This window comes from Shewanella sp. 30m-14 (assembly GCF_052977125.1).
In genome coordinates this window covers 14,536-31,052 of sequence record NZ_JBRILW010000040.1, presented here as the reverse complement: position 1 = coordinate 31,052, position 16,517 = coordinate 14,536, and the positions used below count along the sequence as shown (strand labels likewise).

Sequence of the window (16,517 nt, the reverse complement as noted above, 5' to 3'; positions counted from 1 at the left end):
TTAGCTCAGTTGGTAGAGCGATACCTTGCCAAGGTATAGGTCATCGGTTCGAACCCGATATGTCGCTCCAATTTAAAAAGATTATGCGACATTAGCTCAGTTGACTCTTTATTAGAGCAAAAGGGTGATACCTTACCAAGGTATAAGTCATCGGTTGTTTGTTTCGAACTCGATATGTCGCTCCAATCTTCCTCCATGTAATATCCTGTTTAAACTTCAAAATTAAATAAAACAAAGTTTTATATGTTCATGCGGCATTTGCTCAGTTGTGCTCGTAGAAAATATTGATACCTCTTTTTTGCCAAGGTATAGGTCTGCTTGTTATAGAAAGCCGCTTCGAACCCACTCTTGTTTAAGTCAGAAGCTCGCTCCAATCTTCCTATCTCACGAAAACTCCTTTTTAACTATATCCAAAACAAACTTAGCCTCGTTGTGCTCGTAGAAAATGTTGATTCCCTTTTTTGCTAAGGGATAGACCTGTTCGTGGAAGGAGTCGAGTTCGAACCCATTGCTGTTTAAATTACTTAGGCTTAGATCACTCGAGTTTAAATCCGCAGCTGCTCCAGCCTTCCTCTAACAAGACCCCTAAGCAAAACCCAAATCTAAATCCAAACAAAAAAACAACTCAAAACCCAAAACCCAATAGAAACAAAGCTTAAAATGTTTTGCGATATAGGGTCGATGATGTTCGAACAAAGAACTCGTAGCGTGGTGTACGAGATATGCTCTGGGCTGAAAATCAAAGTATAACCTTTAGTTGCAGATATTTTTTGGGGAGGGGGGAGTTTTTGGCGTGATCGAGCGCCAGTTTCTTTAATAATGTCTAAACTAAGCGATATTGGTATTTCCAAACTTTGACGGTGTTCAAATATTTAGTCGACTTTTCCTACCATAATTAATTAAGACTAAAATTTAGTCTTGTCACATCAAGTGGCTGACTAAGGAGAACGATAAATGCGTATTCAACAACTCAGCGAACTTTTAGATTATGTCGCAACATGCCGCATAGAAATGGCACAGCTTTATAACCGTTTACATGCTCAAGCAGACTCTTCGCGAGTTAAGTTGATGCTGGAGTATTTTCAACAGCATGAGCGCCAAACAGCCGATAACTTAGAAAACTATATCGATGACGCTCCTAAAAAAGTGCTTGATACTTGGTATAAAGATGTGGTTTTTGAAGATTTTATCGCTAACTGCCAAAAGTTAACCTTGCCCGCGAATATGACAGAAGATGATGTATTAGAGTTGCATCTTGATCTCGACAATCGTTTGATTGCGTTGTTGGAGAAAACTGCTAACTCTTCTGCTAATACAGAAACTAAAGGCGCATTAGAAGATTTAGTTAGAGTCGAAAAAATTCAGCAACAGCGCTTAGTTCATAGCAGTATTAGAATGGATGATATCTAGTGACTTGCAATAGCTTGGCAATTAGGCACCGAGAGGTGCCTTTTTTGATCGCTATTGTTTAAAACTTGCTTAACTATAATTGCGGTAGATCAACATTAGCTTATCTATTTGCAGTTTTTGATTCATTTGCACTTAAGCCAAGGCCTTTAAGCTACTAAATTAAACACAGACCCTCGATTAGGAGCTTAAATATGAGCGAGCGAAACTTACTGACAACGCCTTTATTTCTAGCTGAGCAAGTTAGAACTGCTGAAATTGATGCCGTTAATCTTGGTAACGTTAGCTTATATCAATTGGTTGAAAGAGCCGGAGCGGCGGCATTTCAGTTAATAAGTGAAAAGCAAGCCAATGCCGATGAGATCCTTGTTCTTGCTGGTCATGGGAATAACGGCGCTGATGCGTATGTCACGGCTGCTTTGTTATTGGAGGCGGGTTTTGACGTTACCTTACAAGCAAGTACAGCGAGTCGTCCGAGTGAAGAGCTAACAGAGGCTATTCAATGCTTCATCAAGTCTGGTGGAGAGATCTGTGAGTTTAGTGAGACAGAGATTGAACAGGCAATGGTTATTGTGGATGGCCTATTAGGGACTGGGGTTTTAGGTGAACTAAGTGCTGAGCTGACGAGCATTATTAATGCGGTAAACCGAAGTCATGCTTGGGTGCTAAGCTTGGATGTTCCATCTGGGCTCAATCCTGATACTGGCCACGTTACGAGCTGTGCAATAGAGGCTGATGTGACTTTGACTTTTGCAGGTATTAAGCAAGGCTTGCTTACTGGTCGAGCCCGTCATTACTGTGGAGAGTTACTTCTTGCAGAGTTAGGGCTCGATAAGTTTTTAACGCTAGCAAGTGCAGAGCAGATAAGTCGTCAAACATTAGTCAATGCTTTTGTACCGCGTAGAAGAGACGCTCACAAAGGTAATAACGGTAAAGTGTCTATCATAGGTGGCGATCATGGTATGGCTGGAGCTGTTCGCCTAGCCGCTGAAGGATGCTTAAGAAGCGGTGCGGGCTTAGTGACTGTTATTTCTAGACCTGATCACCAACTGATAGTGAGTGCTAATCGGCCTGAATTGATGTTTTGGGCTTGTGAACTGGTCGATATGGAGGTTTACCTAAAGTTAGGTTGGGCTTCAGTATTGGTTATAGGTCCAGGACTTGGTACCAGTGATTGGGGTTATAACTTGCTTAAGGCCGTAGATCTGACAGATAAACCATGTGTTATCGATGCGGACGGTTTAAATCTGCTAAAAACTATGCCTATGACGCGCAAGAATTGGGTGTTGACACCTCACCCTGGAGAAGCGGCGAGGTTGCTTGGTCTTAGCATTGTTGAAGTTGAGCAGGATAGATTTAAGGCCGTAAGGCTACTCCAGCAGAAATATGGCGGTGTCATCGTCCTAAAGGGCCCTGGAACCATTATCTGCAATGGTGATAGGTGTGTTGTAGCACCTGTGGGAAATCCTGGTTTAGCCAGTGGTGGTTGCGGCGATGTACTTGCCGGTGTGATAGGTGGGCTGATGGCCCAAGGTTACAGCAGTATGGAAGCGGCCTGTTTGGGCGTTGTGATCCACGGTGATGCGGCTGATTTAGCGGCTAAATCAGGTGAGCGTGGCATGTTAGCCAGTGATTTGATGCCATATATTCGTCAGTTAGTTAATGAAATCTAGTTTAGAAAGCTAGGTGATTAGGTTAAAGTACTGCATTCTACGCTCTGTTTTAGTTAGGACGCTTTTCGATTCATAATGAATACGCAATCAATGATATTAAATTTAAATGATGAACAAGAAACCGTTAGTTTAGGCGGAAAGCTTGCGAGCCTTATCACGCCTCCCTTAACTGTTTATTTAAGCGGTGATCTAGGTGCGGGTAAGACGACCTTTAGCCGTGGACTTATTCAAAGTTTGGGGCATCAAGGGGCTGTAAAAAGTCCAACCTATACTTTGGTTGAGCCCTATGAGCTAGATAAGTTAGATGTGTATCACTTCGATCTCTATCGTTTATATGATCCAGAAGAATTAGAATTTATGGGGATCCGTGATTACTTTACTCAGCGCAGCTTGTGTATTGTAGAGTGGCCTGACCGTGGTCATGGTTTATTACCGGGTGCTGATATACATATCCATATTAAATATGTTAATACTGGACGACAAGTTGAGTTACAGGCGCTTTCTGTTGCAGGCGAAAAAATATTAGCGGCCCTAAATAATAATGATAATAAACAGTAATATATTTAGAGTATTTTTACTTCTTGTGAGTTTTGGTGCTTCATTTTTTGCGCAGAGTGCGAATAAGCTCGACAGCGTAAGGATTTGGGCTGCGCCAGAGTCAACACGTATCGTTTTTGATTTGAGCCAGTCCCCTGATTATAGCTATTTTACGCTGACAAATCCTTATCGCTTAGTTGTTGACTTAAAAAAATCATCTAACAAAGTTGATTTAAATAAGATTAAAAACAACAGTAAACTCGTCAAAAAGGTGCGTAAGAGCACGCCACCAGAAAAAGGGACTTTGCGCTTAGTTATTGATCTGGTTAAGCCAGTAAAAGCTAACTTATTTGCACTGCCAGCAACTGCCCCATACGGTAATCGTTTAGTGGTTGATTTAGATAGCGGTGGCTCTACAGCAAAAAAGCCTCCAGTTAGTAAGCCAAAAAATCAATTACGAGATGTCATTATTGCAATTGATGCAGGTCATGGCGGTGATGATCCTGGCTCTATTGGGCCGACGGGTATATATGAAAAAAAGTTAGTATTAGAAATATCTAAAAAGGTCGCTAAAAAGATTAATGCGACTCCTGGTATGCGCGCTGTTATGACGCGTACAGGGGACTATTTCGTTAACTTAAATAAGCGCTCTGAAATTGCTCGTAACAGTAAAGCAGACCTTTTAATCTCTATACATGCCGACGCTTTTACCTCTCCTCAGCCCCAAGGTGCCTCGGTATGGGTATTGTCAATGCGCCGTGCCAACAGTGAGATTGGTCGCTGGTTAGAGCAAAAAGAGAAACATTCCGAGCTGCTCGGTGGCGCCGGAGAGATTATACAAAATACAGATAATGAACAGTATCTTGCGATGACATTATTAGATATGTCGATGGATCGTTCTATGGCGATAAGCCATAACATAGCTGGAGATGTACTATCAAATCTAGGACGGGTGACCAAGCTGCATAAACGCAAGCCTGAATCTGCAAGTTTTGCTGTACTCAAATCGCCGGACATTCCCTCTATTTTGGTTGAAACAGGTTTTATCTCTAATCCCAGAGAAGAGCGCTTGTTGTCGCAACGCGATCATCAAAATAATGTCGCTAAAGCCATTCATAAAGGCGTAGTGAAGTATTTTGAAGCCAACCCGCCAGTGAACTCAATGTTGGCCAGTAAAAGCAGTGTTGAGCATAAGGTTCGCAGTGGAGAGTCGCTATCTGTTATTGCCCATCGTTATCAGGTCTCAATAAACAGTTTGAAAAAGGCCAATAACCTTAAATCAAATAGCATTCGAATCGGTCAGAGACTGATTATCCCCAGAGCTTAGGCTGTTAAGAGTAAACCATGGCTATAGAAAAGTTACCGCCTCAATTAGCAAACCAAATCGCAGCAGGTGAAGTGGTAGAACGTCCAGCATCTGTCATTAAAGAGTTAGTTGAAAATAGTCTTGATGCTGGTGCTACACGGGTCGATATTGAGATTGATAAAGGTGGCAGTAAACTTATTCGGATCCGTGATAATGGCTCTGGGATCCCTAAAGAGGATTTAAGTTTAGCGCTGTCACGGCACGCAACATCAAAGCTTAAGTCACTCGATGATTTAGAGGCCATTCTAAGTTTTGGTTTTCGCGGTGAGGCATTGGCGAGTATTAGCTCGGTATCGCGTCTAATCTTAACTTCACGAACCGCTGACCAAACCGAGGCGTGGCAAGCGCATGCCGAAGGCACTGAAATGGCGGTAAAAGTCCTGCCGGCTGCACACCCTGTAGGCTCCACGGTTGAAGCGGTTGATCTGTTTTTTAATACGCCAGCAAGACGTCGTTTCTTAAAGAGTGACAAAACAGAGTTTACTCATATCGATGAGTGGTTAAAGCGTATTGCTTTGGCAAGGCGAGATATTCATTTTACCCTTAAACACAATGGTAAGACGGTACGAAACTACCGACCCGCGAATACTGAGATCCAGTATCTTCAACGTTTAGGGCAGGTTTGCGGCAAAGCATTTGCTGAGACTTGCCTGCGGATTGAGTGTCAGCACAATGATTTAAGTTTGAGTGGGTATCTGCAATCGCCAAGTGCTGCAAACGGCTACAGTGAAACTCAATACTTTTATGTTAATGGACGTTTGGTGAAAGACCGACTGGTTAACCACGCTGTACGTCAAGCTTTTGCGCAGTATGCCCAAGGTGTGTCTCCTGGTTATGTGTTAATGCTTGATCTCGACCCACATCAGGTCGATGTTAACGTGCATCCGGCTAAGCATGAAGTGCGTTTTCACCAAAGCCGTTATGTGCACGACTTTATTTTGCAGGCGCTGCAATCGGCAATGTCTCAATCTATGGAGCTTGGGCTAAATACAGAATCTGACTTGCAGCAAATGCCAGATAGGCAAGTGACCCCAACACGAGGGGCGGTAAGCACGTCTCAGTATTCAGCCAATATTGAACCTAAGCCATCGGCTTCTTATGGTGTACGTGATAGTCATTCTGTTACCCGTCAGAGTGATTATTCGAGTGGCAATTCAAGCTATCGAAGCCCACTTAAACCTGCCGCGAGAAATAATGAGGTTCATATACCATCTCAAAGTAGTATTCGTGCTTACGGGGAATTATTAAGTACACAAACGAATACGCCAAATAGTGGTGATTTAAACGCTCATCAATATGAGCAAGAGTCAACTCGGTCTAGCATTGATCCTTCTGTAGAATACCAGCGTGGGATATCGCACGCGCATGCGGCAAATATGCCAGCGGTTATCGCTGGAGAATATTGGGTGCTAGTTAAAGATGATAAAATATCGTTATTAAGCATTACCATAGTGGCAAAGGCGGCGCTAAAAGCCGAGATCGCAGCTAAGTTTGCACAAGGGCTCGTTGGTCAGCCTTTATTGATGCCGGTCGCCGTTGCAGTTGATGATGATTGGCAAGCTATTATAGACAATCGAGAGCAGTTACTGCGAAAGTTAGGCGTTGAGTTATCAATTCGCCTTGGGCAGTTGATTATTAAGAAAGTGCCCCCATATCTAAGAGATAGTCAATTAGCTGTTTTAATCCCTGAATTATTGCAGTGGATTCAATTAGAATTACCAAGTGATGCTGCGGTTGTTAAGTGGCTTGCTGAACAAGGTGCGAATCGATTTACCTCAGCAGGTGAAGCATGGTTTGCCCTAAATACCTTGCCTGATGATGTGCAGCGCGAGCTTTATAATCAATCCCAAGATTTACCTTGGGAACAATGGATGAAAGAAAATCAGAGTGACCGATAAAAAATCACATAAAGTTATTACCTTAATGGGCCCAACAGCCTCTGGTAAAACCGCATTAGCGATTGAGCTTGTTAAGCAGTATAACTGTGAAATTATCTCTGTGGATTCTGCATTGATTTATAAAGATATGGATATCGGTACCGCTAAGCCAGACGCTGGTGAACAAGCTGCGGCTCCCCATAGCCTGATTGATATTATTGATCCCGCGGAAAGTTATTCTGCGGCAGATTTTAGACGTGATGCATTGGCTCAGATTGAAGATATTTTGAATCGTGGAAAGACGCCATTGCTGGTTGGTGGCACCATGATGTACTTTAAGGCCTTGCTAGAAGGCTTATCACCGCTTCCTGCGGCTGATGAAGCGATTAGAGCGCAGATCGCTAGCGAAGCACAAGAGTTAGGTTGGCAAGCATTACACGATGAATTAAAAGCGATAGACCCTGTTTCAGCAGAGCGAATTCATCCAAATGATCCACAGCGACTCGCTCGGGCGCTAGAGGTATATCGGATCAGTGGCCAATCTCTAACTGAGCTAACTAAGACTAAGTCTGAAGCATTCCCTTACGAAGCGGTGCAATTTGCGATTGCGCCAAGTGATAGAAAGGTGTTACATAAGGCTATAGAAACTCGATTTAAGACCATGCTAACACAAGGGTTTACTGCTGAAGTTGAGGCTTTAAAAGCTCGAGACGACTTACATTTAGAACTGCCATCTATGCGTTGCGTAGGATATAGGCAGTGCTGGCAGTATTTAGATGGTGAAATTGACTATGATACTATGGTCGAAAAAGCTATTGTTGCTACTAGGCAATTAGCCAAACGTCAATTAACATGGTTACGTGGTTGGCCTGATTTAATATGGCTAGAAAGCGGAGCTGAAAATAATCTCGCGGAAGTAATGCGACATAGTCGCTAGCTTATTGGCTACCGCTGTATAATACTAAAACCAAAGATAACGTTTTATCGTATTAGAATAACTATTAATTTTAATTAAAAAGGAAATTAGAAAATGGCAAAGGGGCAATCTTTACAAGACCCGTTTTTGAACGCTTTGCGTCGTGAACGCGTTCCAGTATCTATTTATCTTGTTAACGGCATTAAGCTTCAAGGACAAGTTGAGTCTTTCGATCAGTTTGTTATTTTGCTTAAAAATACAGTAAGCCAAATGGTTTACAAGCATGCCATTTCTACTGTGGTACCTTCACGTCCATTTAACGTGACTAACCATCAGCCGACAAATGGTCAAGCTGGCTATAACGCTCAGCATGACGATAGCGATGAGAAGTAATTTGCTAAGGAGATTGCTTTTTGTTTGATCGTTATGAGGCGGGAGAGAAAGCGGTACTTGTTCATATCGACTTTGCTGATGAAAACAACCGAGAAGACCTAGATGAATTAAAACTTCTGGTTGAATCGGCTGGCGCTCAATCTATAGGAGTCGTTACCACGAGTCGACGTTCACCAGACCGCAGATTTTTTGTGGGTTCAGGTAAGGCGGAAGAGTTGGCTGCGATGGTTGCGGCAACTGATGCAAATGTCGTGATTTTTAATCACGCATTAAGTCCGGCTCAAGAACGAAATCTTGAGCAGCTATGCGAGTGCCGTGTACTCGATAGAACAACTTTGATCTTGGATATTTTTGCTCAAAGAGCGAGAACATTCGAAGGTAAGTTACAAGTGGAGCTAGCGCAATTGCGCCACATGTCAACGCGCTTGATCAGAGGCTGGACGCATTTAGAGCGACAAAAAGGTGGTATCGGTCTTCGTGGTCCAGGTGAAACTCAATTAGAAACCGATAGGCGTCTATTGAGAGGCCGGATCCGCACGATTAATAAACGTTTAGATAAAGTCGATAAACAACGAGGTCAAAGTCGTAGAGCAAGACAGCGCAGCGAGATGTCGACAGTGTCTTTGGTGGGTTATACCAATGCGGGTAAATCGACACTGTTTAATGGTTTAACGACATCAGATGTCTATGCTGCTGATCAACTGTTTGCGACGCTGGATCCAACCTTACGTAAGTTAGATTTACCAGACGGTGATGTGATTCTTGCTGATACCGTTGGTTTTATTAGGCATTTACCCCACGATTTAGTTGCGGCATTTAAAGCAACACTGCAAGAAACACAGCAGGCAGATCTACTTCTGCATGTGGTCGATAGTGCAGATGAAAAAATGGGGGATAACTTTAAGCAAGTACAAAGCGTGCTTAAAGAGATCGATGCTATAGACATTCCACAGTTGATCGTATGCAATAAAATCGATCTATTGGATGAGGTAAAACCTCACATCGACTACGATGATGAGGGGACACCAATTAGAGTCTGGGTTTCTGCTCAGCAGCAAAAAGGCTTGGAATTAGTTGAAGAGGCGATTAACCAACTCGTTGGTAAGGCAACTCGAGAGCTAACCTTGCAAATCCCTGCTTCGGCGGGGCATTATCTCGGCCAGTTTTATAAACTGGATGTAATACAGCAGAAAGAGTATGACGATCTGGGGGACTGTATGATTTCTGTTCGCTTGTTGGAGGCCGATTGGCGCCGACTCGTAAAACAGAGCCAAGGTGAAATAGAGACTTTTGTCGTCGACACCGTCGTCGCATAATTAAGTATTTTAGTAATCTCGTTTATTTCATACACTTATGGAGTACTAAATGGCTTGGAACGAGCCCGGTAACAAGGGTCAAGACCCTTGGGGAAATAAGGGTGGTAATGATAAAGGACCACCAGATCTAGATGAAGTTTTTCGTAATCTTTCTAAGCGCTTCGGCGGGAAAGGCAATGGCTCAGGTGGCAGCGTTAGCGGTGTCAGCTTAATAATAGTCCTTGTTATTGCCGTTGTTGTATGGGGCCTTTCTGGCTTCTATACAATTAAAGAGGCTGAGAAAGGTGTAGAGCTCCGTTTCGGTGCATATATTGGTGAAGTTGATCCAGGCCTTCAATGGAAAGCCACTTTTATTGATGAAGTGACACCAGTAAACGTACAAACCGTTCGCTCAATTCCGGCTTCTGGAAGCATGCTGACAGCCGACGAGAACGTCGTTCTTGTTCAGCTTGATGTTCAGTATCGAGTGAATAACGCTGAAAATTATTTGTATAACGTAGTTGATGCAGACTCTAGTTTGCGTGAAGCAACAGATAGTGCGCTTCGCTATGTTATCGGCCATAACACTATGGATGATATTTTGACTACGGGTCGAGATAAAATTCGTCGTGATACATGGGATGAAATTGAGCGAATTATCAAGCCTTATAAATTAGGCATTGTGGTTGTTGATGTGAACTTCTTGCCTGCACGTCCGCCAGAAGAGGTGAAAGATGCCTTTGATGACGCTATTGCAGCACAAGAGGATGAACAGCGCTTTATTCGTGAAGCTGAAGCATATTCTCGCCAGTTAGAGCCAAAGGTTCGTGGTACTGTGCAGCGTATGGATCAACAAGCAATAGCTTATAAGCAAAGAGAAATCTTAGAGGCAAAAGGTAAAGTGGCTCGTTTTGAACAGCTATTACCTGAGTATCAAGCTGCACCTGAAGTGACTCGTGAACGTATGTATTTTGATACGATGCAAGAAGTTCTGAGCGGTACAAGCAAAGTACTTATTGATGCTAAAAATAGCGGTAACTTAATGTATCTACCGTTAGATAAGCTGATGCAGAATAACCAAGCACATAATTCTTCAAGCACTAAGAGTAAACCGGCAACGCCTGTTATGTCAGTAAATAGTACAACTAATAATAACAGCATGCCTCTTGATGGTCGCCCATCTCGAGGTGAACGTCCGTCGGGGAGGAACTAAGTGATGGGTAGATTTACAGCGATAATCGTAGCGGTACTTATTGCGATCTCTTTATCTTCACTTTTAGTTGTGAATGAAGGCGAGCGTGCCATCGTTTCTCGATTTGGTAAGGTACTTAAAGACGACGGCGTGACGCGTGTTTATGCTCCTGGACTTCACTTGAAGATCCCTATGCTTGATAAAATTAAGTTTATGGATTCGCGAGTGCAAACTCTGGATGGTGCAGCAGATCGTTTTGTAACCTCTGAGAAAAAAGACTTAATGGTCGATTCATACGTGAAATGGCGCATTAAAGATTTTGAACGTTATTACCTTTCTACCAACGGTGGTATTAAGGCTAACGCAGAGACCTTGCTACAGCGTAAGATCAATAACGATCTTCGTACCGAGTTTGGCCGTAGAACGATTAAAGAAATTGTTTCTGGAAGCCGCGATGAATTGCAATCAGATGCACTTAAAAATGCAGCTGAGAGTGCTCAAGACTTAGGTATTGAAGTCGTCGATGTGCGTGTTAAGCAAATTAACTTACCAGCAAACGTCAGTACTAGTATTTACCAGCGTATGCGTGCAGAACGTCAAGCTGTGGCTAAAGAGCATCGCGCTCAAGGTCAAGAGCAAGCGGAAATTATCCGTGCTAAGACTGATGCCAGTGTGACGATTCAAACTGCAGAAGCTGAGCGTAAAGCTTTGACTATTCGCGGTGAAGGTGATGCTGAGGCGGCTAAGATTTATGCAGATGCATATACTAAAGATCCTGAGTTCTTTAGCTTTATGCGAAGCTTAGATGCTTACAGAGCAAGTTTCTCTGGTAACAATGACGTCATGGTGCTAGAACCTGATAGTGAGTTCTTTAGATACATGAATAGTGCATCTGGAAAATAATTTTCCTAAAGATGTATAAAAAGGCCTAACGCAAGTTAGGCCTTTTTTTATGCAAATTTAATCTACTTTAGCAGCTAACGCTAATTCCTACCTATTCAGTCAACTATCATCTTATAGTCTGCAAAAATTCATTAATATGACTTAAGTTACTAATTTAGTAGACAATGAATGAAATGTTTTTGAATGTTCTGCTACAAGAAATGAGCATTTTTGTTGGTGCTGATGCGTGCTTTTTATGCAGAAGTAGCACGAAAAGCAACATAGTTAACTAAGTTGAGTGTTTTAACTATGATCTGCTTCTAATTTTTGGCTATAATGAGCCCCGCCTCAAGTTTAGATTTGAATTTCGGTTTAAATCAGCTTTGAAGAAGATAGATAAAACAAAAATTCCAACACTCTCTGGAGACAAGTGGATGAGCAATGCGCCAGTCAATACCGGACGCCGCAGATTTCTGACCGCAGCCACCGCCGTAGTCGGTGGTGCTGGTGCCGCTGCTGTAGCGGTTCCGTTTATAAAGTCATGGAATCCGAGTGCCAAAGCGAAAGCAGCAGGTGCGCCGGTAGAAGTAAACATAAGTAAAGTAGAGCCAGGTCAACTTATTCGAGTTGAGTGGCGCGGTAAGCCTGTTTGGGTTGTTCGTCGTACGCAGGAGATCTTAGATGGTCTACCAGCAATCGATGCTCAGCTTCGCGATCCAGACTCTGTTGAACCACAGCAGCCTGCATATGCGCAGAACCCTGAGCGTTCAATTAAGGCCGAGTATTTCATAGCCGTTGGCCTATGTACTCATCTTGGTTGTTCTCCAACTTACCTACCTGACACGTTTGGTGAACAAGTTGAAGGCGTAGCCTCTGGCTTCTTCTGTCCTTGTCACGGTTCTAAGTTTGATATGGCTGGTCGTGTATTCCAAGGTGTACCAGCGCCATTGAACCTAGTTATCCCTCCACATCAATATATTGATGATAGCACCGTGATTATCGGTGTTGATACAGGAGCTGCGTAATGGTTAAGAATCTTATCAACTGGATTGATGAACGCATTCCTATGACCGCGACGTATAACCGTCATGTTGGTCAATATGCGACACCAACCAACTTTAACTTCTGGTACTTTTTTGGCTCACTAGCCATGTTAGTACTAGTTAACCAGTTACTAACTGGTATCTGGTTAACAATGAACTACGTACCAACTGCTGAAGGTGCGTTTGCCTCGATTGAATACATCATGCGTGATGTTGAGTACGGTTGGTTGCTGAGATATATGCACTCCACCGGTGCTTCAGCCTTCTTTGTGGTTATCTATCTTCATATGTTCCGTGGCCTTATCTACGGTTCATACCAGAAGCCTAGAGAGCTACTGTGGCTATTCGGTATGCTTATCTTCCTTGTGTTGATGGCAGAAGCCTTTATGGGTTACTTACTTCCTTGGGGACAAATGTCTTACTGGGGAGCACAGGTAATTATCTCATTGTTTGGTGCAATCCCTGTTATTGGTGATGACCTAACATTGTGGATCCGTGGTGACTTTGTTGTCTCTGGCGCAACCCTTAACCGTTTCTTCGCATTGCACGTTATTGCATTGCCGCTCGTGCTTGTTGTATTGGTGTTTTTACACCTTATTGCACTGCATGAAGTGGGTTCTAACAACCCAGACGGTATTGAGATTAAGAAGAACAAAGATGAGAATGGCTGGCCAAAAGATGGTATTCCATTCCACCCGTACTACACAGTTAAAGACATTATGGGCGTCGCTGGCTTCCTAATCGTCTTCTGTTATGTGCTGTTCTTTATGCCTGAAGGTGGCGGTTACTTCCTTGAGAAGCCGAACTTTGAAGCGGCAAATCCAATGAAGACGCCTGAGCATATTGCACCGGTTTGGTATTTCACACCGTTCTACGCAATCTTGCGTGCAATCCCTGACAAGTTAATGGGTGTTATCGGCATGGGCTTAGCGATTGCGGTACTGTTCATCTTGCCATGGTTAGACCGTTGTAGTGTTAAGTCTATTCGCTACCGTAGCATGGCTCACAAGCTGAACATCAGTCAGTTTGCTGTTTCGTTCGTAGTATTGGGTTACTTAGGTGCAGTTCCTGCTACTCCAGCCCTGACGATTGCGGCGCGTATCTTTACTGTGACTTACTTTGGCTTCTTCTTACTACTTTGGATTTACAGTAAGAATGAAAAGACTAAGCCTGTACCAGAGAGGTTGACACACTAATGAAAAAATTATTAATCGCATTAGTTGCATTGGTCCCGACATTGGCAGTTGCTGCCGGTGGCGGAGCACCTCTAGAGAAAGCTAACATCGACTTAAATGACCAAGCGTCGTTGCAACGTGGACTGGCTCTATTCCAAGAGAATTGCGCAGGTTGTCATAGCACTCAGTATCAGCGTTATGATCGTGTAGCGACAGATCTAGGTGTTCCAATCGATGAGATGCGTGCTCAATACCTGCCTGAAGGTGCCAAGATTGGTGAGTTGATGGAGAACGCCATCCCTGATGCTGATGCATCTAAGTGGTTCGGTGCTTCACCACCAGACTTAACTTTGGTTGCCCGAGTACGTGGTGAAGATTGGATTTATTCATACCTACATGGTTTTTATAAAGATGAAAGCCGTCCATTTGGTGTCAATAATACTATTTTCCCACTAGTTGGTATGCCACACGTACTTGAAGACCTTCAAGGTCTTCCGGTTAAACAAGAAGATGGAACACTAGTTGCTACCGGTGGTGCCTTAACAGCTGAAGAGTACGATCAAGTGGTTCGTGATATCACAGGCTATTTGGTTTACTCCGGTGACCCAGTCAAACTAGAGCGTGAAAGACTAGGTTGGTGGGTGATGGGCTTCCTGTTCATATTCTTTATTGTGGCCTACCTCTTAAAGAAAGAGTACTGGAAAGATGTACACTAACCCCAAATAAAGGTTAGAATGTATTATCCGCAAATTGTAAACGGGGAGCCTTGCTCCTCGTTTGCGTTTGCATTTTTTGCTTTTTATTTGTGAATCCCGGAGGGTATCAATGGCTGTTGCTGCCAACAAACGCTCAATCATGACCCTGTATTCAGGTGCAGACGACCTTTATAGTCATCAGGTACGTATCGTACTAGCTGAAAAAGGTGTAACCGTTGATGTTCTACAGGTAGATCCTAATGAGATCCCTGAAGACTTGATCGAGCTTAACCCGTACAACACAGTGCCAACTTTGGTAGACAGAGAGCTAGTGCTTTATAACTCTCGTATCATTATGGAATACCTAGATGAGCGTTTTCCTCATCCTCCATTAATGCCTGTTTATCCGGTTTCACGTGGTCAAACTCGCCTTTGGATGCACCGCATCGAAGAAGATTGGTATGCACTTGTAGAACGTATCAGAAAGGGTGACCGTGCTGATGCTGCTCGCAAAGAGCTACAAGAAGGCCTAACGGCTATTGCACCTATTTTTGGCGAAGTGCCTTACTTCATGAGCGAAGAGTTTGGTCTAGCTGATTGCTATCTTGGCCCACTATTGTGGCGTCTTCCAGTACTAGGTATCGAACTTGATAGCCGTACTGCTAAAGATATCAAAGCTTACATGACACGTTTATTTGATCGTGAATCATTCAAAGCTTCTTTGACTGAGACTGAGCGCGAAATGCGCATGGGTATCTAATGAAAGAGCTAACCCCGAATCGTCCATACTTGCTGCGGGCTTATTATGATTGGTTGATGGATAACCAGTTAACGCCCCATGTTGTTGTTGATGCTTACGTGCCAGGCACGCAAGTACCACAGCAATATGTTAAAGATGGTCAAATTGTACTTAATATTACCGACAGTGCTGTAGGTGGCCTACAGATCACGAATGAGTTTATTGAGTTCAGTGCGCGTTTTGGCGGTGTTCCTCAGCAAGTACTATTGCCTATGGCTTCTATTGTCGCTATCTATGCCCGTGAAAATGGTGCCGGTACGGTCTTCGAAATCGAAGAAGCGTATCAATTAGATGATGATATGGAAGACACCGGCCTTTCTGTCGTGAAAGAACCTGTTGTTGAAACGAGCGAGCCAGAGACCGAAACTGTAGAGGCTAAAGAGCCAAAACGACGCGGTCATTTAACCTTGGTAAAGTAAGTTTCCAGTGTTTTAAAAAGCCAGTCTATAGACTGGCTTTTTTGTATCTACATTATTGTTAGTTTGCAGGCTATATTGTGTAGATGATAACGCACGCGCTCTGTGGTAGCATCTGCGCCCAAATCATCCACATTTTGTTTTATTGTGACTCTAGAGCGGCTTAACGGCTTTGGCTTAAGGCAATAAAACCAGCAATATAGGTTCTTGGATCTTTTATGATCTTAATGATCGACAATTACGACTCATTTACTTTTAATTTGGTGCAGTATTTCCAGCAGCTTGGGCAAGAGATCTTAGTTAAGCGTAATGATGAAATCACGATTGATGAGATCGAGTCTTTAGCGCCCAGCCATATTGTGATTTCTCCAGGACCATGTACGCCGAACGAGGCGGGATTATCGCTGTCGATCATTGAGCATTTTGCTGGCCAGTTACCTATTCTTGGGGTTTGTTTAGGGCATCAAGCGATAGCGCAAGTTTTTGGTGCTAATGTCATCAGGGCTAAGCGAGTGATGCACGGTAAAACCAGTGCCATAGCTCATACCGATAGCGGCTTATTTAGTGGCTTGAATAATCCACTTACCGTGACTCGCTACCATTCCTTACTGGTAGACGCTATTCCCGATGGCTTTGTTATGGACGCGTGGTTTGATGATCCTGTTCATGGCCGCGAGATCATGGCGATGAGCCAGCCTACGAAGAAGATCTATGGGGTGCAGTTCCATCCAGAGTCAATTTTGACGCAGCAAGGTCATGAGCTGTTATCGAACTTCATCAAAATAAGTTAACTCAACGGGTTGATAAAGCCTCTTAAATACTTTAGCTGACTGCTTTAAGCATAGGCTGGC

At 43.4% G+C, this 16,517-nt stretch carries 16 protein-coding genes and 1 tRNA gene; all 17 read left to right on the top strand.

Features of this window, described 5'->3' with window-relative positions; all coding sequences use genetic code 11:
- The first annotated feature begins 85 nt into the window (after window positions 1-85).
- The 17 genes from ACVBIU_RS19905 (at window position 86) to ACVBIU_RS19825 (ending at window position 16,457) form a co-directional block, all read left to right on the top strand.
- A tRNA-Gly gene (locus ACVBIU_RS19905) sits at window positions 86-185 on the top strand.
- 769 nt (window positions 186-954) lie between these two features.
- Window positions 955-1,410 (top strand): hypothetical protein, encoded by a 456-nt coding sequence (locus tag ACVBIU_RS19900; protein ID WP_447162437.1) that lies wholly within the window; start codon window positions 955-957, stop codon window positions 1,408-1,410.
- A 191-nt stretch (window positions 1,411-1,601) separates the two neighbouring features.
- Entirely contained in the window at window positions 1,602-3,080 is a 1,479-nt protein-coding gene (locus ACVBIU_RS19895) for an NAD(P)H-hydrate dehydratase (RefSeq protein ID WP_447162436.1), read from the top strand.
- A 90-nt stretch (window positions 3,081-3,170) separates the two neighbouring features.
- Window positions 3,171-3,638, top strand: a complete 468-nt coding sequence (gene tsaE, locus ACVBIU_RS19890) for a tRNA (adenosine(37)-N6)-threonylcarbamoyltransferase complex ATPase subunit type 1 TsaE (RefSeq protein WP_447162435.1) — start codon at window positions 3,171-3,173, stop codon at window positions 3,636-3,638.
- Complete coding sequence (locus tag ACVBIU_RS19885; RefSeq protein ID WP_447162434.1) at window positions 3,622-4,944, top strand: N-acetylmuramoyl-L-alanine amidase; 1,323 nt, start codon at window positions 3,622-3,624, stop codon at window positions 4,942-4,944. The genes tsaE and ACVBIU_RS19885 overlap by 17 nt, the downstream gene beginning before the upstream one ends.
- Window positions 4,945-4,961: 17 nt before the next feature.
- Window positions 4,962-6,881: a DNA mismatch repair endonuclease MutL gene (mutL, locus tag ACVBIU_RS19880; RefSeq protein WP_447164594.1), complete on the top strand. Its 1,920-nt coding sequence runs from the start codon at window positions 4,962-4,964 to the stop codon at window positions 6,879-6,881.
- Complete coding sequence (gene miaA, locus ACVBIU_RS19875) at window positions 6,871-7,797, top strand: tRNA (adenosine(37)-N6)-dimethylallyltransferase MiaA (RefSeq protein WP_447162432.1); 927 nt, start codon at window positions 6,871-6,873, stop codon at window positions 7,795-7,797. Before mutL ends, miaA begins: the two co-directional genes overlap by 11 nt.
- 93 nt (window positions 7,798-7,890) lie before the next feature.
- The gene (gene hfq, locus ACVBIU_RS19870; RefSeq protein ID WP_447162431.1) at window positions 7,891-8,169 is read left to right on the top strand and encodes an RNA chaperone Hfq; all 279 of its coding nucleotides are present in this window, start codon (window positions 7,891-7,893) and stop codon (window positions 8,167-8,169) included.
- A 20-nt stretch (window positions 8,170-8,189) separates the two neighbouring features.
- Window positions 8,190-9,485 (top strand): ribosome rescue GTPase HflX, encoded by a 1,296-nt coding sequence (hflX, locus tag ACVBIU_RS19865; RefSeq protein WP_447164593.1) that lies wholly within the window; start codon window positions 8,190-8,192, stop codon window positions 9,483-9,485.
- Between the two features lie 49 nt (window positions 9,486-9,534).
- Window positions 9,535-10,677 carry an FtsH protease activity modulator HflK gene (gene hflK / locus ACVBIU_RS19860; protein WP_447162429.1) on the top strand — a complete coding sequence of 381 codons (1,143 nt, stop codon included), beginning with the start codon at window positions 9,535-9,537 and terminating at the stop codon, window positions 10,675-10,677.
- Window positions 10,678-10,680: 3 nt separating this feature from the next.
- Window positions 10,681-11,559 (top strand): protease modulator HflC, encoded by an 879-nt coding sequence (gene hflC, locus ACVBIU_RS19855; protein WP_447162428.1) that lies wholly within the window; start codon window positions 10,681-10,683, stop codon window positions 11,557-11,559.
- Window positions 11,560-11,972: 413 nt separating this feature from the next.
- Complete coding sequence (gene petA / locus ACVBIU_RS19850; protein ID WP_447162427.1) at window positions 11,973-12,563, top strand: ubiquinol-cytochrome c reductase iron-sulfur subunit; 591 nt, start codon at window positions 11,973-11,975, stop codon at window positions 12,561-12,563.
- Window positions 12,563-13,777 carry a cytochrome b gene (locus ACVBIU_RS19845; protein ID WP_447162426.1) on the top strand — a complete coding sequence of 405 codons (1,215 nt, stop codon included), beginning with the start codon at window positions 12,563-12,565 and terminating at the stop codon, window positions 13,775-13,777. The genes petA and ACVBIU_RS19845 overlap by 1 nt, the downstream gene beginning before the upstream one ends.
- Complete coding sequence (locus tag ACVBIU_RS19840; RefSeq protein ID WP_447162425.1) at window positions 13,777-14,472, top strand: cytochrome c1; 696 nt, start codon at window positions 13,777-13,779, stop codon at window positions 14,470-14,472. The genes ACVBIU_RS19845 and ACVBIU_RS19840 overlap by 1 nt, the downstream gene beginning before the upstream one ends.
- A 109-nt stretch (window positions 14,473-14,581) precedes the next feature.
- A complete protein-coding gene (gene sspA / locus ACVBIU_RS19835; protein WP_012156731.1) occupies window positions 14,582-15,211 on the top strand; it encodes a stringent starvation protein SspA in 630 nt (209 codons plus the stop codon).
- Window positions 15,211-15,669, top strand: coding sequence for a ClpXP protease specificity-enhancing factor (locus tag ACVBIU_RS19830; RefSeq protein WP_447162424.1), 459 nt, complete (start codon window positions 15,211-15,213; stop codon window positions 15,667-15,669). The genes sspA and ACVBIU_RS19830 overlap by 1 nt, the downstream gene beginning before the upstream one ends.
- A 215-nt stretch (window positions 15,670-15,884) precedes the next feature.
- Complete coding sequence (locus ACVBIU_RS19825) at window positions 15,885-16,457, top strand: anthranilate synthase component II (protein WP_447162423.1); 573 nt, start codon at window positions 15,885-15,887, stop codon at window positions 16,455-16,457.
- Window positions 16,458-16,517: the final 60 nt, after the last annotated feature.